Genomic DNA, 24909 nt, shown 5'->3' with positions numbered 1-24909 from the left:
TTCCCATCGATTGTTGTTTTTGTTAATGAACTTAGCATGTTGCTTTACGCTACGGGCACTTGCTTTCCGTGGGGAGGAACAGGAGCCTCCCGCAGGAGCCAAGTGCCCTCCGCTCCAATCAATTCTGCAAATTTACAAAAACAGCCATATTTAATTAAGCATGTTTGCTAAGAAGTTCAACAAGAGCTTCTTTCGGCTGGAAGCCAACTACCTTATCCACAACTTCTCCATCTTTAAGAACTAATAAAGTTGGAATGCTCATCACACCGTATTTAGCTGCTGTTTCTTGATTTTCATCAACATCAAGCTTAACGATTTTTACTTTATCTCCCATTTCAGAATCAACTTCTTCTAATACTGGAGCGATCATTTTACATGGTCCGCACCATGGAGCCCAGAAATCTACAAGCACTGCGCCTGAAGCTGTTTCGTTAGAAAAAGTTTGATCTGTCACATTTGTAATTGCCATATTCATTTCCTCCTAAAAATTCTACTCAAATTCTAACGACAGTATATCATCGTTTATGTAATGATGCTATTTATTTGCTTCAAATTATAATTTCCCCTGAATGCCTTTTTAATATGCGAAACAATAACATCCTATTCAATGACGAAAACGAGCGGCATAGGCCGCCCGTATTGTTATTAAGCATTAACTAAAATTTTTCGGAACTCCTCTGTTAACAGAGGTACAACTTCAAATAAGTCGCCGACAATTCCATAATCAGCTACTTTAAAAATATTTGCTTCTGGATCTTTATTAATGGCAACAATTACTTTAGAGTTAGACATTCCTGCAAGATGCTGAATCGCACCTGAGATACCACATGCGATATAAAGGTCTGGTGTAACTACTTTTCCTGTTTGGCCAATCTGTAGAGAGTAATCACAATAATCCGCATCACACGCGCCACGAGAGGCACCAACAGCACCATTTAAAACTTTTGCAAGCTCATTTAATGGTTCAAATCCCTCTTCGCTCTTCACTCCACGTCCGCCAGCAATAATTACTTTTGCTTCGGATAAATCAACACCTTCACTTGCTTTGCGCACAACCTCTTTAATAATGGTGCGAAGATCTTTAATATCAACAGATAGGGAAGATGCCTCTCCAGTTCTAGATTCGTCTTTTTCTAATGGGCTAATATTATTTGGACGAATCGTCGCAAAGACTAAACCATCTGTAACGATTTTCTTTTCAAATGCTTTACCAGAGTAAATTGGTCTAGTGAAAACTAGATTTCCTCCAGCAATTTCTAAGCCGGTTACATCAGAAATTAAGCCTGAATTTAGTTTCGCTGCTACTTTAGGAGCAAGATCCTTTCCTAAAGATGTATGGCCAAATATTAAACCTTCTGGACTTTCAGCATCAATAACTGCCATTAATGCTTGTGAATATCCATCCGGTGTATATTGCTTTAACTTTTCATTTTCAACTGTAATGACACGATCCGCACCATAGTGGATTAACTCGCCGGATAAAGCGTTTACAGAGTCGCCAATTAAAACACCGACAACTTCTCCGCCTTCTGATGCTGTTTTTGCTGCTGCTACTGCTTCAAAGGATACATTACGCAATGATCCATCACGGACCTCACCTAATACGATTATTTTTCTAGCCATTTGAGTTTTACCCCCTGCGTTCATATTCTTGAATATTCGATCAGACTACTTTCGCTTCTGTATGAAGAAGATTAACAAGTTCTTTTACTTGATCTGCAAGCTCGCCTTCAAGAACTTTCCCTGCTTCTTTCTTTGGCGGCAAATAGATTTCAATTGTTTTTGTTTTTGCTTCCACATCGTCTTCTTCAAGATCAAGATCGTCAAGCTCAAGTTCATCAAGCGGCTTTTTCTTCGCTTTCATAATCCCTGGCAATGAAGGGTAACGAGGTTCGTTTAAGCCTTGTTGTGCCGTAACTAATAGCGGAAGAGTCGTTTCAATAACTTCAGAGTCTCCCTCTACATCACGAACGACTGTTGCATTGCTTCCAGTTATATCAAGCTTAGTAATAGTCGTTACATAAGGAATGTTCAGAAGTTCTGCAACACGTGGTCCAACTTGTCCAGAACCGCCATCAATTGCTACATTACCGGCAATAATTAAGTCAGCGTCTTTATCCTTTAAATATTCAGACAAGATTTTCGCAGTCGTAAATTGATCTCCATATTCTAAGTCATCTTCTGTATTAATTAATACGGCTTTATCTGCTCCCATCGCTAATGCAGTTCGCAGCTGCTTTTCCGTTTCTTCATTTCCTACAGAAACTACTGTAACTTCACCGCCTTGTGCATCACGCACTTGGATTGCTTCTTCAATCGCATATTCATCATACGGATTAATAATAAATTCCGCACCATCTTCGTTTATTTGCCCACCTGAAATCGTGATTTTTTCCTCTGTATCAAAGGTTCTTTTCATTAAAACATAGATGTTCATGATTTCCCTCCTAATTATAAAAAGTGGAAGCCCTACACTCGAGGCAGCAAATAAAGACAGACCTCTAAGTTTTAGAAGCTAGTAAGTGACAAATAGAAACATTTCACCACTTCGAAAGATTATGATAATTTATCGCGTAAAAAGAGAAAAGATTCTCTCATTACAACCTATTATAATAGATAACTAGTTCTTTGAAAACGAATATTCATTCAATTTCTATTTGCCTGTAAAATTCGGTTCTCTTTTTTCAATAAAAGCAGAGATTCCTTCTTTTCCATCATTGGAAATGAACACTTCTCCAAAAAGCTTGGCTTCCTTCTTCACGCCTTCTTGAAACTTGTCTGTCTTGGAATAATTTAATAATTCGATTGCTGCTTTAATAGAAACAGGGCTTTTCTTAGCAATTTTCTTTGCCATTTTATAAGCATTTTCCAAAAGCTCACTTTCCGGATACGCATGGTTAGCTAATCCGTATTGAACAGCCTCTAGTCCAGTGATCGGTTCACTCGTAAACAGCATTTCAGCTGCTCTTGCAGCACCGACATATCTAGGAAGACGCTGGGTCCCAGCAAATCCCGGAATTAATCCTAGCTGCAGCTCTGGCAATCCTAGCTTTGCATTATCTGCAACTAGCCTAAAATGGCAGCCCATTGCAAGCTCTAAACCACCGCCAAGTGCTGCCCCATGAATGGCTGCAATGATTGGCTTCGGAAATCTTTCCATTCGTTCAAAAAGGTCTTGCCCATATGTAGACAATTCGGCGAATGCTTCGCCCGTTTCAATTGTAGTGAATTCCTTAATATCAGCCCCTGCTGAAAAGAAGCGTCCCTCCCCATGAATCAAAACCACTCGAATCTCTTCATTTGCTTCTACTTCATCTAATACAGCAGACAATTCCTTTAACAAGCCTGATGAAAGCGCATTTGCAGGCGGCCTGTTAATCGTAATCGTTGCAACCATACCCTGATAAGACCAATTTAAAAATTCCATTTCCATCCCCCTTTTTGACTATGCTAGCTCCTCATGAACCCATTAAGAAGCAACTTGTGAACCGGGTCGGCTAAAGCAGTGATGTCATACTTTTGATCATTCATCACCCATGTGGTAGCTGTCTCGTCCATCGTACCAAAAATCATCTGCCTAGCCAACCGTATATCAAGAGTGGAAGAAAACTCGCCGCTTTCTTTTCCATTCAGTAAAATCTGTTCGATTAAGGCAAGATACCCTTTTAGCACTTCATTTATTTTATGACGGAGATCTATGTTAGACTGTCGCAGCTCCAATTGCGTGACAATTGCCAGATGCCTGTCTTCTGAAAGAATTTGAAAATGTGATTCAACAATCATTCGCAATTTCTCGGCAGCAGACTCTGTCCCTACAATTTTTTCTTCTGCCATTTCTACAAAATTACCCATTTTTTCTTGAAAGAGAGAGATTAATATATCTTCTTTATTCTTGAAATATAAGTAAATGGTTCCATCAGCTACACCAGCCTGCTTAGCAATTTTTGATACTTGAGCCTGGTGATAGCCATTTTCTGCAATAACAATAACAGCCGCATCAATGATTTGGCGATATTTCGGTTTATTCTTTTTCAAACTTTCCCTCCTCCAAGAAATGCGCAAGCGCCTTGCTTATCACCGTACAAACTGGAAGGGCCGGTTCTTTCGATATAGGAAACACGGTGAGCGAGAGCGAACCGTTGTTGACTTATCGCAGGGAGGGGACCTGTAGTTTGATAGGTGATAGGCGCTGGAGTTAGACAATTCTCTAACTCCAAATTTATACATTCTGATACTTCAAGAACAAAAGCGGAAGCGCCTTGTACATCGCCGTTCAAACTGGAAGGGCCGGTTCTTTCGATATAGGAGACACAATGAGCAAGAGCGAATTGATGTCGACTTATCGCAGGGAGGGGACCTGTAGTTTGCTAGGCGATAGGCACTGTAGCTGGACGCCAACTTGTTATTAAGTTATCCATTCGTTAGATTATGAAATTTCATAAACTAGGAAAAAACAAAAACGATTTCAAGCTATTACTTTGAAGTACAATATAAAGTGCATTTTAATAATGAATGAATCATCATTCATATTTTTATAATAGTGCCACTATTCATTTCTGTCAAGAAATTACGGGATAAAATTATTATAACTAACTTCAATTAGAATGACTACTTAAGTGAATATGGACAAGCTGTTCCGTTCAAAAATAAAGAGCCGATAATTCGGTCTCTGTATTAAGCCCGCTTTTCTTGTTCTGATTGAATCTTCTTTTTCTCTTCATCCACTAATGCTCTTCTCAGGATTTTGCCGACTGCTGTTTTCGGAAGCTCATCACGGAATTCGTATATTCTTGGTGCCTTAAACGCAGCTAGATGCTTTCTGGCAAATTTATTAAGCTCCTCCTCAGTTACAGCCGCTCCATCTTTCAAAACAATATAAGCTTTAACTGTTTCTCCCCTATACGGATCTGGTACACCAGCTGCAACAACTTCCTGCACTGCTGGATGTTCATAAAGGACCTCTTCAATTTCGCGAGGATAGATATTATAGCCTCCAGCAATAATCATATCTTTCTTCCGATCAACTACATAGAAATATCCGTTTTCGTCCATATAACCAAGATCACCAGTTAGCAGCCAGCCATCCCTTAATGTATCTGCCGTATCCTCTGGGCGGTTCCAATAGCCTTTCATTACTTGTGGTCCCTTAACGGCAATTTCTCCTACTTCACCTGGAGGTAACGGGTCACCCGTTTCCATTGAAAAAATAGCCGCATCAGTATCTGGCCATGGAACACCAATGCTCCCTTTCACACGAGGGCGATCCCAAAGAAAGTTTGCGTGTGTAACAGGAGAAGATTCCGTAAGTCCGTATCCTTCAACAAGCTTTCCGCCAGTCACTTCTTCAAATTTTTGCTGTACTTCAACAGGCAGTGCTGCTGAACCGCTAATACAAGAATCAATCGAAGATAGATCATACTTTTTCAAATCAGGATGGTTCAATAGACCAATATAGATGGTGGGTGCACCAGGAAATAAAGTCGGCCGCTGCTTTTGAATTGTTTTAAGTGTAGTCTCAGCATCGAATTTCGGCAGCAATATCATTTTATTCGCATCCATCACGGATAAAATTAAAACGGTGGTCATTCCATAGACATGGAAGAACGGTAAAATTCCTAATACAACCTCTTGTCCTGGTGTTGTTTTATACAGCCATGCTCGGCACATAGCAGCATTCGAAACTAGATTTCGATGAGTAAGCATTACACCCTTTGGAAAACCTGTTGTACCGCCAGTGTATTGTAATAAGGCTAAATCCTCTTCGAAATCAAAGTCATACTCCTTTAACTCTCGATCTGGCTGCTTTAATATTTCAGTTAATAAATGATGATTGCCTTCATGCTTAACATTCACAACAATTCCATACTGCTTTTTTTGGATAAATGGATAGATCAGGTTTTTTGGAAAAGGGAGGAAGTCTTTGATAGCGGTTACAATTACATGCTGCAAATCTGTCTGAGCCATCACTTTTGTTACTCGCGGAAATAATATATCCATTGTAATAATTGCCTTTGCGCCCGAATCCTTCATTTGGTATTCAAGCTCACGTTCCATATAAAGCGGGTTCGTTTGAACAACTATTCCTCCAGCCATTAATATTCCATAATAGCTAATTACTGAGGCAGGCATATTCGGCAGCATAATGGCTACCCGATCGTCTTTTTTAATTCCAATTTCTTGCAGATATCCTGCAAATTTAAATGCAGATTCATAAATTTCACTAAAGGTAAATTCTTTACCCATAAAGTGAATAGCAATTTTACTCGGATGCTCTTCTGCAGCCTTTTTTAAATAATCCTGGACCGACTGCTTTATATAATTCAAAGTTGAGGGGATTTCATCCGGATAATTTTTAAGCCACGGCTTTTGTTCTAACATTGTAGTCCCTCCTTTATACTCAATAAATTTTTCGAACATTCAAACTGTTCGCTCCTATTATAATATAATGAGGAATGCATGACAATTAGAATAAGCCTAAACGCTTATATGAAAATTATTCGTAATGACCAACTGCGTAAGCGCCTTGCTCAGCCTCACGCATAGCTTAGACAAACCAAATCTCCCGCCAAAAGGGGTTCTCGAAAGCTTGGCCTGTGACCAGCATTAAAGCTGAAAGTTGAACAATACGCCCCCATTTATTAACAATATCTGATTTTATACATCCTGCTGGACAACAAAAAAATCGCCATATAAATATGACGATTCCCTAGTAAAAAGTTTATCAAAATTTAGGCTTTAAAAAACATATAATAAGCGCCTAGCAGAATGAAAATACCACATAGGACAAATAATACTTTTGCTAATTTTTCCACGTGAATGATCGCTCCTTAAGAAATTCCAGCACCAATAATATAGGACAGGCCAATTGAAATAATCATTGAAATTAAGCCAACAGCCTTGTTATTATTTTCAATTTCCTTGTCTATATTGAATTTTGGAGTTAAAAATTCAAAGATAAAATAACCAATAAGCAAAAGGATAAATCCAAAGACCCCCCAGCTGATCATCATTAGCAATTTATCATTATGCATAATGGAATGCCGAAAAACATTGGCAATTCCAAAGATTTTCCCCCCGGTAGCCATTGCAACTGCCACGTTTCCATTTTTTATTTCTTCCCAGTTTTTGTATTTTGTGACCAGTTCAAAAATGGCCAGAAAAACAATCATACAGAGGATAACAACACTGAAGTACCCTGCCGTTTGCACAAACTCATTTTCCCAGAATTGGTTCATACCCATTCTCCCCGCCAATTATTTAAATTCTACTACGGTCACACCAGAACCGCCTTCACCAGCTTCACCAAAGCGAATATTCTTAACTGCACGATGATTGCGTAAATATTCCTGTACCCCTTGTCTTAACGCACCTGTTCCTTTTCCGTGGATAATAGAAACACGAGGATAAGCAGCTAAGAGTGCATCATCAATATATTTCTCAACACGCAGCAAGGCATTCTCGTATCGCTCTCCCCTTAAGTCCAATTCCAGACTAACATGGAAATCCCTTCCTTTTACAATCGCCATCGGTTTTGTTTCCACTGGTTTCGGACTTTTAATGAACTCTAAATCCTTCTCCGCGACTTTCATTTTTAAAATCCCTATTTGTACATGCCACTCGTTGTCAGAGGTCTTTTCAATGAGATGTCCCTTTTGATCAAAGCTTAACACCTTTACTTCATCCCCTTTAGTAAAGGTGTGTTTTTCTTTCCCTTTAACCTGCTTTTTCGTTTTATTGATTTTCGGTGCTGCTTCTTCTAATCGTTTTTTTGCATCAATTAGTTCATGTTCTTTTATTTCTGCAGCCTTTTCAATGCGCATTTTCCTTAAATCACCAATAATTTTCTCTGCTTCGGCTTTTGCTTGCTCAATAATTGCAGCAGCCTTTTCGGCAGCTTTTTCATGAAGAGTATCCTTTTGATCATAAAACTCAATCATTTGCTTCTGCAAATCTTTATGAAGCTTTTCAGCACTTTTTAGGAAGTCATTTGCTTCTTCCCTCTCAGACTCGGCAATTCTTTTACTCTCTTCCAATGAGGCAATCATATTCTCAACCTGATTGCTGTCTGCACTAATATAGGAACGCGCAGTCTGAATCACCTCATCATTTAAACCGAGCCGTTTGGAAATTTCAAACGCATTGCTTCGCCCTGGTACGCCAATTAACAGCTTGTATGTAGGGCTTAAAGTCTCAATATCAAATTCTACACTCGCGTTAATGACTCCTTCTCGATTATAGCCGTATGCCTTCAATTCAGGGTAATGAGTTGTTGCTATTACCCTTGCCCCTCGGTTATACACTTCATCAAGAATCGAGATTGCAAGTGCAGCTCCTTCTTGTGGATCTGTCCCCGCTCCTAATTCATCAAAAAGAACAAGGCTGTTATCATCCACTTTATTTAAAATATCAACGATATTCACCATATGTGATGAGAATGTACTCAGGCTCTGCTCAATTGATTGTTCATCCCCAATATCGGCATAAACAGCTCCGAAGACAGCTGTTTCAGATCCATCCAGTGCCGGAATCTGCAAGCCTGCTTGTGCCATTAACGTGCATAAGCCAACCGTCTTTAATGTAACTGTTTTCCCGCCTGTATTTGGACCTGTAATAACAATGGTTGTAAAGTCCTTCCCTAATGTTACATCATTAGCCACTACCTCATCAGCCGGAATAAGCGGATGTCGTGCTTTGAATAGAGAAATTCTGCCCTCATTATTTACTTGTGGCATTGTTCCCTTCATTCGTTTACTGTAACGAGCCTTAGCAAACATAAAATCAATTTCCGCCAGCACGTTAACAATGATTTCAAGCTCCGCACTTTCTTCAGAAACCTTACCCGAAAGTTCAATCAAAATTCGTTCAACTTCCTGCTGTTCCTTCACACGTATTTCCTGCAGTTCATTATTTAATTGAACGATTGATTGCGGTTCAATAAATAATGTTTGTCCAGAGGAACTTTGATCATGAACAATTCCGCCGTAATGTCCCTTATATTCCTGCTTAACTGGGATAACGAAGCGGTCATTTCGAATCGTAATAATCGCGTCAGAAAGCATCTTCTGTGCATTTGAAGAACGAATCATACTTTCTAGCCGTTCACGCACACGTGATTCCTTCGTGCGTAATTGATTGCGAAGAGATCGAAGTGCATCACTCGCACTGTCTAGCACTTCCCCATTATCATCAATCGCATTTCTTATGGTAGTTTCTAAATTAGCTAGAACATTATATCTGTTCACATAGTCTAACAAGATGGGGAGGCTGCTTCTTTCATCCACAAATTCTTCAATAAACCTTTTAATTTGTCTGCTTGCATGGATGGTGCTCGCAACTTGAGTCAGTTCTTGTGGGCTTAGCATCCCACCTATAACGGATCGTTTAACATGCGGGCGGATATCAAAGATTCCTCCAAGAGGCACATTTCCTTTAATACGCAATACCTTAACCGCCTCATCTGTTTCCTCTTGCCAGCGTACTACCTCAGCATAGTCAATTGACGGCATTAAACTTTCTGCTTTTCTTTTCCCTAGTGAAGAGGATACATGTTCAACTAGCTGATCCTTCACTTTATGAAATTCAAGTACTCTTAATATACGTTCCTGCATGAGGATTCTACCTCCTATTCCATTCACTTTTGCTTTTTCGACAAAAATGACAATAATTCTTCCGTATCCATGGCATTAAGAACAGAGCTTTTCTTTATCCACCCTTTTTTTGCAGTGGAAACCCCAATGCCCATATGGTTTAATGTTTCCATTTTATGTGCATCTGTGTTAATAACAATTTTCACTCCAGCATCCTGAGCCTTTTGAATAGACTCCGGTGCGAGGTCTAAACGATTGGGATTTGCATTAAGTTCAAGTACCGTATCCGTATCTTTTGCCAGTTCTATAAGCATTTCGATATCCACTTCATATCCATCTCTAATGCCAATCTTCCGGCCTGTTGGATGGGCAATGATATCAACATGAGGATTCCTCATCGCATTTTTTAATCGTTCCATTATTTTTTCCTTTGATTGTGAAAATGCAGAGTGGATGGATGCAATGACTAGATCCATCTCAGCAAGTAATTCATCATCATAATCAAGCGACCCATCAGGCAATATATCCATTTCTACACCTGATAATATGGTAATCTCTTCATACTGTTCATTCAAACGTCTTATTTCTTCTTTTTGCTGTCTTAATTTTTCTGGGGTGAGTCCATTCGCAACCTTTAAATATTGGGAATGATCCGTAATTGCCATATATTTATAGCCTTTTTTGATACAGGCTTTCACCATTTCCTCAATCGATGCTGCCCCATCACTCCAGGTTGAGTGCATATGCAAATCTCCCTTGATATCAGCAAGAGAAATTATACCATACGCGTCAGAATACTCATCAACTTCTTTTCCATCCTCCCTGACCTCTGGAGGAATGAGAGGAAGTCCAAAATGCCGATAAAATGCTTCTTCTGACGAAAAAGTTAATATTTCTCCAGTTTCAATGTTCTCTACACCATATTCACTAATTTTTTCACCGCGTTCCTTCGCAAGCTGCCTCATACGCACATTATGCTCTTTAGATCCTGTAAAATGATGAAGGGTTGTGATAAATTCATGAAGCTTAACTAATCGAAAGTCTACAGAAATATCATAACTGTATTCAAAAATAACAGAAACCTTTGTATCACCCGCTGCGATTGTTTCTTTTATGTTTGCAAGCTTTAACAGCTTGTTTCTTACCGCTGCTGGATTTTCTGTTGCAATAATGAAATCTAAATCCTTTACTGTTTCTCTCACTCTTCGTAAACTGCCCGCCCGAGAAAACTTCTCGATTTCGTTAATGTATTTTAGCTGCTCCTCAATCGCATCAGCAATTGGCAGCATATAAGCAATTGGAAGTCTTTCTGGCCTTGTTCCGGCATTCTGAAGGGCAGCAAGAATCTTTTCTTCTGATTTCTTTCCAAACCCAGCAAGTGCTTGCACCTGGCCTTTAAGGCATGCTTCCTCCAATTCTGCGGCATTCTCAATGCCTAGTTCTTTATTTAACTTTGCGATTTTCTTTCCGCCTAATCCCTGAAGCTGCAAGAGCGGAATCAGCCCCTTTGGAACCGCTTCCTTTAATTCTTTCAGAACAGTAGATTTCCCTTCATTGATATACTCAATAATCACTGCGGATGTACCCTTACCGATCCCAGGCAGCTTCGTAAAATCTTCAATTTCATTTAAGCTTTCATCATTTGCTTCAAGTGCGGCAGCAGCTTTTCGAAAAGCGGCTGTTTTAAACGTATTTTCACCTTTTAGCTCCATGTACACAGCGATTGTTTCCAGTAGCCGAATGACATCTTTTTTATTAATATCCATAGGGAACACCTGCCTTATTGATGAACTCTTTTGTAAATATTGTTTTCTCTATAATAGGTTGTCATACTTTCATGAGAATAGCCAATTAGAAAAGCCTTGGTTATCGCCGTACAAAATGGAGGGGCTCTTCCTTTCGATAAAGGAAACACGAAGAGCGATAGCGCGTTCGTGCTTGACTTATCGCAGGGAGGAGACCCAAAGTTTAATAGGTGATAGGACGCTTGCGCTAGACAATCCGAAATGCGGAGGCGGCTTGCCCAGGGGCGACAAGCATAAGACGAATCGGCTGGAAGGCTGTGCTCTTTAGCCTTCTTGACGAGTTGGCTTATGACCTCGAGCCCCTAGCCGCCGTAGCTAGACAATTCCCTAACTCCAAAGTTATACATTCTTATCTTATAAAAAGAAAACTTCTCTATTTCAGAGAAGTTATTCAACCTATATATTCGATCCACATCTCTTTAATTTGCTGTGAAAGTATTGGTGTATGCTTAATGATTCCTTTAGCCATAAATGAATCATTTAAATGGGTTTGTATGATTTCTACTGGTACGAGCGCAGCTATGTATAATAAAATAAACATGATAAGATATACTTCTACAAATCCTAAAATACCTCCTGCCCAAACATTTAATTGTTTAAGGACTGGCAGATTTGTTACAAAATCAAGCATACTGCCAATAATCTGGAGAACAATTTTCACAGCTATGAAAATTGCAACATAGGCAATGGCACGATAGTAGGCGTCTTCAAGATTGACTTGATCAAATAACATTTGAAAGGCAGATTGATCACCAAAGCTTGGATAAGGAATCCATAGTGTCAGCTTCGGCGCAAGCTTCTCATAATACATATTTGCGACGATGAATGCAAGGATGAAACCTATTAAATGGATGACTTGAAGGATAAACCCCCTTTTCAAACCGATAAAAAAACCAAAAACTAAAATAATAATGATTGCGAGATCCAGCATGACTTATTCAGTCCTTTACTCTTTTTAATTCATCTTCAAGCTGTTCTATACGGTCCTTCGCCTTAAGATAATCATTAACTATATTGACTGCTGTTAATACGGCGAGTTTACTGCTGTCGAGTGAAGGATTCTTCGAGTTGATTTCACGCATTTTCTCATCAACCTTCGAAGCTACGAGGCGAATATGACCGGGGCTTTCAGTACCTATAATGATATACTGCGTTCCATATATATCAACACTTGTACGGTTTTTTTGTACATCTGACAACATTTATGCCCCCATTCTTAAGAATCCTACACAATATCATAACATGAACATAAAAACGTGGGAAGTAGAAGCTTGTCATAACTTAATAGAATCTGTCTGTTATTTACATTTGAATACAAAAGGAGAAAGCTATGGGAAATACTGTTCTAGTAAAAAAAATGAATGAAATCAATGAAATGAAAGTATACTATCAATCCTATCTTATTGATAAACTGCCTCCCGGAAGTATATTTGCGGCGAAAACACCAACTTGTTCAATCACAGCTTATAAATCAGGCAAGGTATTGTTTCAAGGCGGTGGAGGCGAAGTCGAAGCAGCCAAATGGGGAAATTCGATTGCAGCAGCAAGCCCTGAAAAAAAGAAAAGCACCAGCAATACTTATTTACCAGATCAATTCGAAACCCTTTCAGTTGTTGGCTCAGATGAGGTGGGGACGGGTGATTTCTTTGGCCCAATTACAGTTGTTGCTGCATTTGTAAAAAAAGAACAGATTCCATTATTAAAAGAGCTTGGCGTACAAGATTCGAAAAACTTGAAAGATAATCAAATTATAAACATTGCTAAACAAATTAAAACTATCGTTCCACATAGCCTGCTAACATTACATAATGAAAAATACAATAAACTGCAGAAATCTGGCATGTCACAAGGAAAAATGAAGGCACTGCTTCATAACCAAGCAATCGGCCATGTCCTTAGAAAGATTGAACCCGAACAGCCCGATGCGATTTTAATTGACCAATTTGCTAAAAAGGAAATCTACTATCAGTATCTCAAAAATGAAAAAATCATCCAAAGGAACAATGTCTTTTTCAGCACAAAGGCAGAAAGTGTTCATCTTGCAGTTGCTGCCGCCTCCATTTTAGCAAGATACGCTTTTGTAAGGCACTTTGAAAATTTAAGCAAGGAAGCTGGGTTTACACTGACAAAAGGTGCTGGTTCGAAAGTGGATGAGGCTGCTGCCAGGCTAATTCATGAAAAAGGAATGGACGCTTTACCTGCATTTGTTAAGCTGCATTTTGCAAATACGGAGAAGGCAATGAACATATATAGGAAAAAGTACAATTGAAAAGGCAGCCATGAAAATTAGAAGTAAAATCCTACTGAATTCTTTGCAAATGCAGATATAGCCATACGATTATAAGCATCATCCTACAAAGAATAAATGAAAAAGCAACTGGAAGCTCGCATTTTCATTTATTAGACGATTTTAAGAAATATCTATTTCTTTCTATTGCAGGATAAAAAGCAATCGAAGGATTTGTTAATCGGGTATCCGGGAAACCTGGAATTGTACCCACCATTTTCTTATCACAAAATATATTTAAATCAACAAATGTTAACGCTTCTGTCGAACAGGATTCAACACATGCAGGAGGCAGACCCTTATCTTGTCGTGGGTAACACATTTGGCATTTACTTGCCTTCTGCGTTAATGGATCATACTGGGGTGCCCCGTATGGACAGGCTTCAATACATAAACCACAGCCTATACAAAGATCAGAATTAATTTGCACAATTCCATCCCCTCGTTTTGTAAAGGCATTCTCTGGACAAACCCGAAAACATTCTGGACTGTTGCAATGATTACAGGAAACAGACAAAAAACTATCATCTGTAAGTCTAGAAACCTTTCGCCACCTCACTGTACTATCTGTCTGATTTTCATTTCTACAGGCAATTTCACAAGCCATACAGCCGAAACAAAGATCCACATTGAATACGAATCCCATTTGTTTAACCATCATTCTCACACCATTTCCGGATATTTACACTGCTGTCATAAAAATTCATACTGGATTTCCCTTTGTTTTTCTGTGGCTTTTGAACGATTAAGCGATTAATCGGATTCTTCCCCGCTTGATTCACTAAGACCACTTTTTGAGGGAGAAATCGGCTTATTCTAGCAATGGCTGCTATTTTTCCATATTGATTGAATAATTCAACCTTATCCCCTTCCAGAATCCCATTTTTTTCTGCTGCATATTCTGAAAGTTCAACAACATCTTGCTCTGCCCCTTGATTAAGCCAAGGCAGCGCCTCATATTGTGAATGAATCTTCAGTAAAGATTGCGGGGTTAGCAGTTGAAATGGATAAGATTCTTCAACATCTGACTTTCCCCTATTAAAAGAATTTGTGAAAGTACCCTTATTCCCTTGGGAAAAAAGACGAAACTTGAATGAACTTGAAGATGATTTAGTCACTTCCTCTGTCCGTAACCGAGGACATTCTAGTAAGTCATCAATGCTCTCTATCGAATAAAGTTTCTTTACTGACGGTGTTAATTCCTCTCTAATCCAATCAATCGGTTTGCGTTCGGATGGGAAATTGGAGAAGCCCGGAGAACGGTCATTCAGTTTTTTCATTAATTCCCTTGCTATTTGCAAATCACTTTTCGCCTCATAGTATGGAGGAATTGCTTTTTCATTTACAGATAACCAGTGGTGCCAATAACTAACATTTAAATCCATTTCTTCAAAATGACTTGCAGCTGGCAGGACGATATCAGACAACTCCGCAGATTTCGTCATAAATAAATCAACAGTGACAATTAATTCAAGTTCCTTCATTAATGATTCCCATGCCTGAAAATCCTGGTCTTGTGATAGGGGATTACGCAAGGCGATCCATAAGAACTTCAATGGAGGATCTACTAGTTTACTAGCATTTTCCGCAAAATTATTAATATTAATTTCTCTAGAATATTGAACGGTTGGATGTTCTGGTCCTGCGTGGTTCAGGAGATTAACTGGAAAGTCATCAATCCCATTATGTGAATAGTAAACGCTTCTGTTTCCCTTCCCAGAATGACAGCCCAACAAGGCTAATGTGTTGATTGCACTAATATTTTGTCCCCCATTCTCATTTCGTTGAGTCCCAAAGCCAATCCAGGTCGCACAAGGTTTAGGTATTGAATATATGCTCACAAGTTCACATATAACATCAAATGATATTCCTGTTTTACTGCAAACTTCATGTAAATCGACTTGTTCATTCACATATTGGTGAAATTCTTCCCAGTTCACTGTTTGATTATGGACGAATTCTTGATTATACGACTCTGATTCAATAAGAAGCTTGGCAACTCCAAGCGCAAGCCATCCATCTGTCCCTGGATTGATTTGAATATAGATATCAGCTGTTGCTGCAGTTCTCGTAAAAATAGGATCAATGACAATTAGTTTTGCCCCTTTTTGCCGTGCCTGTAAAATAAACTTCATTTGATGGACATTTGTAACAGCTGGGTTTGCTCCCCAAATAACAACTGCATTCATTTCAGCCATTTTTTCTGGCATTATACTGTTCATTTGACCAAAAGACTTTCTCATGGCTCGCTCACCAGTTATTAAACATGGATTTCCTATCGGCTTCGTATGCGGACCTATACTATTAAACATCCCTTCCACTGCATAATGAAGCAAACCGATATTACCTGAAAATTTATTATAGCCGGAAGCAAGATTGGAACCGTATCGTTCATTTAACTCTAATATTTTATCAGCAATGGTATCGTATGCTTCTTCCCATGATATTCTTTTCCAATTCCCTGAGCCTCTTGGCGTCTGTCTGATTGGATGTTTCAATCGATAAGGATTATATACATATTGGGTATAGGCATACCCCTTCGCACACAATCGCCCCTGATTATAGCCATGCTTCGCATCACCAGAAATCTTCATTAGTTTTCCGTCCTCAATATACGAAAGCATTCCGCATGTAGAGAAACAATTACGTGGACAAGCATGTCTGTAAATTTCCATTAGATTTAGCACCTGCACTTTTTCTAAGGTTAAATTTTCCTAAGCTGTTTAATCTTAAAGGCGGCAGTGATATTTAATCTGACATTCATATCATCTAGCTTCTTATCTAAAATTTCTTCGATCTTTTTTAAGCGATACCGCAATGTATTCCGATGAAGAAACAACGCATCAGCCGTCTTTGTTACGTCATAGTGATTGGCCGCATAGAATTCAAGCGTATGCATTAGCTCGCCTCCATGATCCTGATCAAATTTCTCCAAATTACCTAATGTGTGATCATAATATTCTTTAACATCCTGTAAATCGTGTTTATATAGAATTCGTTCAAGTCCTAACCCATTGAAAAATGGGGTATGAATATTCAATAATAAGCCCACTTCGTATGCAACCTTTGCCTCTTGGTAGCTCTTATAAAGCTCCTCAGGATTTGTACTTTCCCTGCCAATCCCTGTTGCAATTCGAGTATTCATATTCATCATCTTAGCCTGGGTCATTACCCGCTGAATAAACTCTTTAATCACATTCTGGTTTTTGTCTATTTCTTCACCGAGCATCTGATAAATAACAATGACTTCTCCACGCTTTTTCATTGCTATTGGTTTTAGATTGCTTTCAATCAGTACTCTTTCAATTAGGAAAAACAGGGAATCAATATGTTTCTGATCCTCTGAATAATAATCAAAGTCTACTAATGAAAAAACTATAATTGTATGTGATTGGGTAAAATCCCATCCCCATATATTCCCATAGGAAATTATCTCATCTTTTTGCTTCATATTTCCGTAGAGCAAGTCATAAATAAAGGCTTCCTTAAACTGCTGCCGCTCCTGTTTCAATTCTAGCCTTTTTCGTAATTCGAGTGAGCATAGTGAAGATGCATAAGCAATAATCGAATGAATTCGTGTGATTGTCTCATCAGATACTTCGTCAATCTGAACAAATAAATAGCCTCTTAATCTACCATCCAATATGATTGCAGAACAAATTCCCTTTTTTTGGACACCATCAGATGTTAATTGACAACTGACGATTGCTGGTTTATCCCCAGTTATTTCTCTATATTGATTATCCACATAATTAATTTCCACTTCATGCACGAGCTTTGCTGTGGCCAACTGGTTAAATAAAGGATCCGTTAAGATTACAGGGAACGACAAAAGACTCGCTAACTCTACACAAATCCCCTTCAATCCTTTTTCTGAAGCGACAAGCAAATCATGTAAGTAATCCGGGACAAAGAAAGTATTTTCCACTAAATCCATTCCTTTCTGTTCTTTCCTGGGTCGCTCATCCTCATCATATATGAAGGTATCATCGGGAACAATGGATGTCACAGGACCGTAAAAAACTCATTGTCCAACCGTACAAAAATAGAGAGGTATCTTTGTGCATCGGTTATATATCTTATGAATGAACGATTTTCTATAATAAAAGCAAGGATTAATTGTGATTATTTTCACAAAAGGAGTGAGAAAATGATAAAGAAAATTACAAAAGACAGCATTTATTTAATAAGAAACCAATCTTTCTTACGATATGCTCAATTATTCACGAATATAGAAAGTGATACTCTGTCAGCTATTGAGGCCTTCGGTTTAGAACTTGAACAGGCACAATTGGCCAATGAAAGAGAAAGAGCACTTACTAGATTAAAAGAGAAACAAGCACATTTCCGAAATAATAATAAAAGCATCTATATTAATCGAATATCAAGTGCGTGTGAAGCATGTCAAACAGGTACAGACAGCTATACTACCTTTGTTTCAATGAAGTGCCACCGTAATTGCTATTTTTGTTTCAATGAAAATCAAGATAATTATATGCACTTTTTAGAAAACAAGAGAGATGCTCGAAATGAATTAGCAGAATTAATCGATGCAGGATATAAATTAAAGCACATCGCATTAACAGGGGGAGAACCCCTTTTATTTAAAGATGAAACAATCCAATTTTTCCAATTTGCTAAAGAAAAGCTACCTGAAAGCTATACAAGATTATATACAGCTGGGGATCTTTTAACTGAAGAGCTCCTGCAGCAATTAAGAGATGCTGACTTAAATGAAATTCGCTTTAGCATCAAGATGGAGGACTCCCCCAAGAAAAGAAAGCATATTTTAGGAAAAATCGAATTAGCAAAACGATATATTCCTAATGTCTTAGTTGAAATGCCTGTCATTCCAGGAACATTAGATGATATGAAAGAGCTGCTCATCGAATTAGATAAATTGGATATTTTCGGAATCAATTTACTAGAATTCTGCTTCCCGCTTAAAGACCCTAAGCCTTTTATCGATCGAGGATTCAAACTGAAAAACCCACCTTACGAAATGTATTATAACTACTGGTATGCCGGGGGATTAGCAATAGCCATGAGTGAGGAACTATGTCTTGCGCTAACAGAGTTTGCGATTGAACAAAAATTAAAGCTCGGTGTTCATTACTGTTCCCTTGAAAATAAATTCACGGGTCAAATCTATCAACAAAACCATAATCAAGTGGTGGATAAAACGTATTCCTTTTCAAATCAAGATTATTTCTTTAAAACAGCTAAAGTTTTTGGGAAGGACAAGCGAAAAGTAATCTCCCTGCTCGAAAAAAACAAAATAATATTTGAATTCAATCAACAATACGACTTCATTCAGTTTCCTATTGATGCCATCAAACGATTAGCGGGTATCAACATTGAAATTGCAATCGTTTCATGCATCATCGAATTCGATAATAAAGAAAGCATCATCCGCGAGGTCAGTATTGATTGGACAACACCCACTTTATTTCAATTAGGAGATGTAAGCTAAGTGCTTTTAGGAGGGATAACAATGGAAGAAAGAGGAGCTCTATCAGAGATAAATAATATTTTTCATGCAAGACGTTTTGCCTACGACATTTTAAGAAGGTTTTTCGTTGAGGAGCCATCCAAAGAATATTTGAAACCATTTATTCAGAAAAACATGATCGATTTATTTCCATTTAGAGAGGATTCAGGAGAGATCCAAGAAGGATTGAACAAGATAAAGTCATACCTGGCCACTCATGATGTCCTTACTATTGAACATCATTATGATGACTTGCATTGGGATTATACAAGATTGTTTGTCGGACCTTTTGAATTGACAACACCTCCTTGGGAATCTTCTTATGTGAGGAAGGATCGGCTTTTATTTCAAGGAACAACAATGAATGTGCGAGGCTATTATGATAAATACGGCATTATTGTCAGTGATTTTAATATTGAAGCGGATGATCATATCGGACTTGAGCTTGATTTTATTTATCACCTCAATGAACGTTGTATAAAAATGGCTGAACAAAATGAAAGCAGAGGCTTAAGGCAATTACTTCGGGATCAACAAAGATTTATCGATGACCATCTGCTTAAATTCGTACCTGAATTCAGTCGATTAGTCATGAAAGAAGCAAATACTTCATTTTTCATTGGACTAGCACAAGTATTACATCATTATTTACTGATAGATTCAGAGGTTCTTCAAGAACTTATGACTATAGACAATTTATAAGAGGGGGCAAGTAGAATGCTTGATATCATGAGTAAAATCAATGAATTTAAAATGTCTAGAAGAGCATTTATCGGTTGGACCTCCGCAATTGCAGTAACAACAGCGATCCCAGTTAGCCGTGGGTTAGTTGCAAAAGCGGAGAATAATATCGGGATAGCAGAAACGGATGGTGAAGGCATCTGGAAAACAGCTGCATGTTGGCATAACTGCGGCAGCCGCTGTCTTAATAAAGTGCTAATCAAAGACGGAGTAGTTATTCGGCAAAAGACGGATGATACACATAAAGATAGTCCAGATTTCCCTCAACAGCGAGGCTGTTTAAGAGGAAGATCCCAGCGTCATCAAGTCTTTAATGCAGACCGTTTAAAATATCCAATGAGAAGAAAAAATTGGAAACCCGGCGGAGGCAAAAAAGAGCTTCGCGGAAGAGATCAGTGGGTTCGACTTTCTTGGGATGAGGCACTTGATATCGTCGCAACTGAAACAAAGAGAATCATAGGAAAGTATGGTAATGAATCAATCATGGTAACTGGCGGTGACGCAAATATTAGAAATGCAATGTCCGCAATTGGTGGTTTTAGTGCATGCTATGGCAGCTCTTCATGGGGAGCTTGGAGATGGATATGGGAAAACATGGGGATCGGAGAAGGCCTAATAGTTAATGGAATCAATGATCGTATCGATTTAAGAAATTCCCAATTAATCGTCCTTTGGGGGGCTAATCCAGCCTGGAGCACAATGGGAAGTGTAACCTACAATTATTTACAAGCCAAAAAGGCAGGGGCACGTTTCATCACAATTGACCCGATCTATACTGATTCTGCCCATGTATTTGATGCTGATTGGATTCCCGTTAGACCAGGAACAGATGATGCATTAGCTTTCGGAATCATGTATACATTGCTTGATGAAGATGATCCTGCTGCAAATCCGTTAGTTAAATGGGATTTCTTAGACAAATACACAATTGGATTTGATGAAGCTCATATGCCAGAAGGGGCAGATCCAAAAGATAATTTAAAAGACTATATTTTAGGAACCTATGATAATCAGCCGAAGACACCCGAATGGGCATCTGAAATTTGTGGCGTAGAACCAACTAAAATCCGTGAACTTGCCCGTGAAATTGGCGGAACAGAAAGAGTAGCTTTATTAACAGCTTGGGCACCTGCTCGGATTGCAAATGGGGAAGGCTGGGTTCAAGCATTCTCAGCTTTGGGAATGATGACCGGGCAAATGGGCGGTTCTGGAAAAATGACTGGTGTCAGCTGCTGGGAATATGCAGGAAATATGGGGCCATTCCTTTTAACCGCTGGCGGGAAAGGCCTCCCTTCCATAACGAACCCTATTGACAATCTAATTAATGAAAATGAAATGTGGGATGCCGTATTAAATGGGAAATTCCTGCAAAGATATGAAAAAGAAAGAAATGTAAACATCCAATTTATTTACCATAACTATGAGAATCACCTACAAACTCGAAGCAATATTGCGAAAGGAATTAAAGCACATCACAAAGTTGAATTTGTTGTTACAAATGCGTATGCCTTAACAACAAATGCCAAGTATTCCGATATTGTATTACCTGTTGCTACCCAATGGGAAACAGCTGGAGCCGTGAAAGGAGGGAACCGTGAGATCCTCATCAATTGGTCAAAAATCATCGAGCCATTGTATGAATCAAAAACAGACCAAGAGATTGCAGAAGCTCTGTTAAAGAAGTTAGGAAAGGATCCGAAAGAAGTATTCCCAATTACTGCAGAACAGCAATACTTTAATCAACTTGCAGGCAGTATGGTGATGAAAGAAAACGGGGTTGACTATGAACCATTATGCACCATTACAGCCCAAGATATAAAGGAATGGGGTGTTGAAGGAACACCACAAAAAGGCCGCATCACACTTAAAGAGTTTGTTGATACAGGAATCTACCAAGTGCCAAGAAAGGCAGGCGATAATTTCGGCTTTATCGCGTATAAAGATTTTATCGACGATCCCGAAGCAAATCCAGTATCAAGTGAAAGTGGAAAATTTGAAATCTATTGTAAAGCTATAAATGAATTATCTAAAACTGCATATTCCGAAATAGCCCCTATTCCAAAATATGAGGTAAAAGTACACGGCTATGAAGCGACTTTTGAAGATTGGGAATCAAGGAAAAAAGGAAAATATCCGTACCAAATGATCAATCCACATTATTTAAGACGCTCACATAGTACGTTAGATAATGTGCCACAGCTGCGTGAGGCATGGCCTAACCCTGTTTACATTAGTAGAAAAGATGCGGACGAAAAAGGAATTAAGGATGGAGATACCGTTCTTTTATCAAATGAATATGCGAAGTCTTTACGGCCTGCAGCAGTAGTCGAAACCATTATGCCTGGTGTCATTGGGCTTCCGCATGGAGCTTGGGTGGATATTGATGAAAAGACCGGGATTGATCGAGGCGGAGCTGATAATTTATTCGTCCCTCATATTCCAAAAGGACTAGGATCCTCTGGTTTCAATACAGCTCGTGTCAATTTTGAAAAATGGAAAGGTGAACCACTTGAAGAAGATGTGAAATGGGAACAACGGATCATCAAATTTTAATTAAAAGGAGGTCATAAATTATGGCTCAAATGGGCTTTTATATAAATGTAGCTGAATGTGTGGGCTGCAAAACATGTACGGTAGCCTGTAAAGATAAAAATGATTTAGAAGTCGGAAGAAACTTCCGGAGAGTATATGACTTTCAAGAAGGGAGCTATCCTAAGCCATCGATTTATCATGTTTCACTTTCTTGCAATCATTGTGATGAACCTGGGTGCATGCAAGGCTGCCCTACTGGTGCAATGTTCAAGCGTCCTGAAGATGGCGTTGTCTTAGTCGACCATAATAAATGTGTAGGATGTCGCTACTGTGAGTGGAATTGTCCTTACGGTGCTCCACAATATTCAGAAGAGCTTGGAAAAATGACGAAATGTGATACTTGTATCGATTTACGTGAAAAAGGAGAAGACCCTGTATGTGTTAGTTCTTGTATAATGCGTGCGATTGAATTTGGTCCGATTGACGAGCTGCGGGCTAAATACGGAACAGTTAATGAAATGAAAGGGATGCCAAGTGCATCGATTACGAAACCAAATATTGTCATTCATTCGTAATTAAACATAGCTTAACACGTGGGCTTGCCCCGTTTACTCGAATAAAGTAATTCAATTAAAGAGGAGGGAAATCCCATGCATGAGTGGGCATTATTAATCTTTACAATTTGTGTTCAAACAGCAATTGGCGGAATGTTGATGCTATGGCTGTTTCAGCGTGAAATTAGCAAAGCTGGTAAGGAGGACTCCTTTGCCATATTGAAGATACCACTTATCATTATTGCAGCATTATCATTAGTGGGTCTAATTGCATCTTTTGCACATTTAGGAACACCGGGCAATGCCTTGAACACAATCAGAAACATTGGCACATCTTGGATGAGCCGTGAAATTCTTGTAACAGGCGCATTCATTGGCAGCGCTTGTATAACAGCTGGACTTTCGATTGTTCAGAAAAAAGTCAACCCACTACTGATGATCGCTACGGTCATTATTGGATTTGTTGATATTTTCTGCATGGCAATGATCTATTCCAATTCATTAATAAGCGGATGGAATTCAATTAACACCTTCACTTCCTTTTATGGAACAGCCTTTATAATAGGGGCAGTTCTTGTAGCTAGCTTTACTGTACCTGCATTACGTGCCAAAAATATGGACGACACAGCAAAAAAGATTGTTCAATTATCATTTTATTTTGCTCTATTCGGTATCGCCATTCAGCTAATAGGTGTTGCATTATTCCCTGCATCACTAACAGATGTCAATATGATTGCGACTTCTGCTGCACATTCCTCTCTTGAAGCGTATCAGGGAACCATTGCGTTAAGATGGGGAATTGAAATTCTCGGATTAATTTTATTAGGCTATATGGCCCTGTCAGCTGTTAAGAAAACATCTATTGCTATGGCGTTTGCGGCATTAATCGTCATTAGCTTCGCTGAAGGATTAAGCAGATATGTATTTTACGTACTAGGTTCATAAGTTATTAACAAATAGGAGATTTCAAAAATAAATAATTTGAGAGGGAGTGGCTTTGATGGGATTATTAAACAGGTGGATTGAGAGTCTCGATTATGAATTTCGCGTTTTAGACTCATGTTCCCGACATCATAGCCCTCACTCCACTTGCAGTAAATGTATCGAGAGCTGTACGGAAGCTGCTGTTACCCTAGTAAGCGGCAAACCGATTATTAGTACCCAAAAATGTTTAGAATGCGGGGACTGTATCGCTGAATGTCCAGCTCAGGCGATTGAAGGCTTTCTTCCAAAAAGAATGATTCATCAAAATCAGCTTATTGTGACCAATGAACATCCCCCTTCTATTAGAGAGATGCTCGTTTTATATAAAAAGGGCGTAAAAACACTTATTTATGAACAAGAAGTAATGAATACCGACTGGAAACAGGCTGTTTCGAAAACGAACGACCGATTGAAGGAGCTTAATGAACCTCCCTTTTCCATTCAGAGAAAAAAAAGAGAAATTGGAGAAGAAAAATTTACGCGAAGAGAAGTTTTCTCCATATGGAAAAAAGAGGCTCAATCAACAATGAAGCAAATAGCTCCTGCAAAATGGCGCTTTAACCACAGGGAATTAGATCTATCTATCTTTTACCCGAATGATCAATTTACAATTATATCGCTAGATACTAACAAATGTACTACTTGCAAAGCCTGTCAAATACTTTGTAAAAAGAATTGTTTGCTAATAACTGAAACAGCTTTTACAATATCAGCCCAACGCTGCTCAGGATGCATGCTATGCCAAGATATCTGTCCTGAAAAGGCGATTACAGTTGAAGAGAAAATTCAGCCAGCAGTAAGAATTTCTCATTCACTTTATACAAAGAAATGTACTGCTTGTAAAAGCAAATATAAAACATTGTCTATTAATAATGACAAATGTGTAATGTGTAAAAAGAGGGAATCCTTTGGCACATTTCTAAAATAA

General features: G+C 38.7%; 21 protein-coding genes. 7 read left to right on the top strand and 14 right to left on the bottom strand.

The window, feature by feature from the left end; all coding sequences use genetic code 11:
* Positions 1 to 154: 154 nt before the first annotated feature.
* From trxA to zapA, 11 genes are all read right to left on the bottom strand, one after another.
* On the bottom strand, positions 155 to 469 hold the full coding sequence (gene trxA / locus ASU02_RS04810; protein ID WP_057761545.1) for a thioredoxin: 315 nt from the start codon (positions 467 to 469) through the stop codon (positions 155 to 157).
* 176 nt (positions 470 to 645) lie between these two features.
* On the bottom strand, positions 646 to 1623 hold the full coding sequence (locus ASU02_RS04805; RefSeq protein WP_057761543.1) for an electron transfer flavoprotein subunit alpha/FixB family protein: 978 nt from the start codon (positions 1621 to 1623) through the stop codon (positions 646 to 648).
* A gap of 40 nt (positions 1624 to 1663) precedes the next feature.
* Positions 1664 to 2437 carry an electron transfer flavoprotein subunit beta/FixA family protein gene (locus ASU02_RS04800; RefSeq protein WP_057761541.1) on the bottom strand — a complete coding sequence of 258 codons (774 nt, stop codon included), beginning with the start codon at positions 2435 to 2437 and terminating at the stop codon, positions 1664 to 1666.
* 216 nt (positions 2438 to 2653) lie between these two features.
* Positions 2654 to 3427: an enoyl-CoA hydratase gene (locus tag ASU02_RS04795; protein ID WP_057761539.1), complete on the bottom strand. Its 774-nt coding sequence runs from the start codon at positions 3425 to 3427 to the stop codon at positions 2654 to 2656.
* 23 nt (positions 3428 to 3450) lie between these two features.
* On the bottom strand, positions 3451 to 4035 hold the full coding sequence (locus ASU02_RS04790; RefSeq protein WP_057761537.1) for a TetR/AcrR family transcriptional regulator: 585 nt from the start codon (positions 4033 to 4035) through the stop codon (positions 3451 to 3453).
* 639 nt (positions 4036 to 4674) lie between these two features.
* Entirely contained in the window at positions 4675 to 6378 is a 1704-nt protein-coding gene (locus ASU02_RS04785; RefSeq protein WP_057761535.1) for a long-chain-fatty-acid--CoA ligase, read from the bottom strand.
* 449 nt (positions 6379 to 6827) lie between these two features.
* The gene (locus ASU02_RS04780; protein WP_053477232.1) at positions 6828 to 7235 is read right to left on the bottom strand and encodes a DUF350 domain-containing protein; all 408 of its coding nucleotides are present in this window, start codon (positions 7233 to 7235) and stop codon (positions 6828 to 6830) included.
* A gap of 18 nt (positions 7236 to 7253) precedes the next feature.
* Entirely contained in the window at positions 7254 to 9608 is a 2355-nt protein-coding gene (locus ASU02_RS04775) for an endonuclease MutS2 (RefSeq protein ID WP_057761533.1), read from the bottom strand.
* Between the two features lie 23 nt (positions 9609 to 9631).
* A complete protein-coding gene (polX, locus tag ASU02_RS04770) occupies positions 9632 to 11353 on the bottom strand; it encodes a DNA polymerase/3'-5' exonuclease PolX (protein ID WP_057761531.1) in 1722 nt (573 codons plus the stop codon).
* 430 nt (positions 11354 to 11783) lie between these two features.
* The gene (locus ASU02_RS04765) at positions 11784 to 12323 is read right to left on the bottom strand and encodes a CvpA family protein (RefSeq protein WP_057761529.1); all 540 of its coding nucleotides are present in this window, start codon (positions 12321 to 12323) and stop codon (positions 11784 to 11786) included.
* Positions 12324 to 12330: 7 nt separating this feature from the next.
* Positions 12331 to 12591 (bottom strand): cell division protein ZapA, encoded by a 261-nt coding sequence (zapA, locus tag ASU02_RS04760; protein ID WP_057761751.1) that lies wholly within the window; start codon positions 12589 to 12591, stop codon positions 12331 to 12333.
* A 131-nt stretch (positions 12592 to 12722) separates the two neighbouring features.
* On the opposite strand from zapA, the gene rnhC reads away from it, so the two are divergent.
* Positions 12723 to 13661 carry a ribonuclease HIII gene (gene rnhC, locus ASU02_RS04755; RefSeq protein WP_057761527.1) on the top strand — a complete coding sequence of 313 codons (939 nt, stop codon included), beginning with the start codon at positions 12723 to 12725 and terminating at the stop codon, positions 13659 to 13661.
* A 124-nt stretch (positions 13662 to 13785) separates the two neighbouring features.
* On the opposite strand, the gene ASU02_RS04750 is transcribed toward rnhC, so the two are convergent.
* Genes ASU02_RS04750 through ASU02_RS04740 form a run of 3 tightly spaced genes read right to left on the bottom strand, consistent with a single transcriptional unit; the run spans position 13786 to position 17607 of the window.
* Positions 13786 to 14337 (bottom strand): 4Fe-4S dicluster domain-containing protein, encoded by a 552-nt coding sequence (locus ASU02_RS04750; protein WP_057761525.1) that lies wholly within the window; start codon positions 14335 to 14337, stop codon positions 13786 to 13788.
* The gene (locus tag ASU02_RS04745) at positions 14330 to 16354 is read right to left on the bottom strand and encodes a molybdopterin-dependent oxidoreductase (RefSeq protein ID WP_057761523.1); all 2025 of its coding nucleotides are present in this window, start codon (positions 16352 to 16354) and stop codon (positions 14330 to 14332) included. The genes ASU02_RS04750 and ASU02_RS04745 overlap by 8 nt, the downstream gene beginning before the upstream one ends.
* 29 nt (positions 16355 to 16383) lie before the next feature.
* Positions 16384 to 17607, bottom strand: a complete 1224-nt coding sequence (locus ASU02_RS04740) for a PucR family transcriptional regulator (RefSeq protein WP_157684479.1) — start codon at positions 17605 to 17607, stop codon at positions 16384 to 16386.
* A 222-nt stretch (positions 17608 to 17829) separates the two neighbouring features.
* Here ASU02_RS04740 and ASU02_RS04735 point away from each other — a divergent pair, with 222 nt between their 5' ends.
* From ASU02_RS04735 to ASU02_RS04710, 6 genes are all read left to right on the top strand, one after another.
* A complete protein-coding gene (locus tag ASU02_RS04735; RefSeq protein ID WP_057761520.1) occupies positions 17830 to 19152 on the top strand; it encodes a radical SAM protein in 1323 nt (440 codons plus the stop codon).
* Between the two features lie 21 nt (positions 19153 to 19173).
* A complete protein-coding gene (locus ASU02_RS04730; protein ID WP_057761517.1) occupies positions 19174 to 19872 on the top strand; it encodes a TorD/DmsD family molecular chaperone in 699 nt (232 codons plus the stop codon).
* Between the two features lie 15 nt (positions 19873 to 19887).
* The gene (locus tag ASU02_RS04725) at positions 19888 to 22464 is read left to right on the top strand and encodes a molybdopterin-dependent oxidoreductase (RefSeq protein ID WP_057761515.1); all 2577 of its coding nucleotides are present in this window, start codon (positions 19888 to 19890) and stop codon (positions 22462 to 22464) included.
* A gap of 20 nt (positions 22465 to 22484) precedes the next feature.
* Complete coding sequence (locus ASU02_RS04720; RefSeq protein WP_057761513.1) at positions 22485 to 23018, top strand: DMSO/selenate family reductase complex B subunit; 534 nt, start codon at positions 22485 to 22487, stop codon at positions 23016 to 23018.
* A gap of 75 nt (positions 23019 to 23093) precedes the next feature.
* On the top strand, positions 23094 to 23942 hold the full coding sequence (locus ASU02_RS04715) for a dimethyl sulfoxide reductase anchor subunit family protein (protein WP_057761511.1): 849 nt from the start codon (positions 23094 to 23096) through the stop codon (positions 23940 to 23942).
* A 55-nt stretch (positions 23943 to 23997) separates the two neighbouring features.
* Positions 23998 to 24909 (top strand): 4Fe-4S binding protein, encoded by a 912-nt coding sequence (locus ASU02_RS04710; RefSeq protein ID WP_057761509.1) that lies wholly within the window; start codon positions 23998 to 24000, stop codon positions 24907 to 24909.

It is taken from the genome of Cytobacillus praedii (genome assembly GCF_001439605.1).
Classification (GTDB): Bacteria; Bacillota; Bacilli; order Bacillales; family Cytobacillaceae; genus Cytobacillus; species Cytobacillus praedii.
Note: the sequence above shows the minus strand (reverse complement) of the source record. Positions and strands in the feature narration are given on the sequence as shown.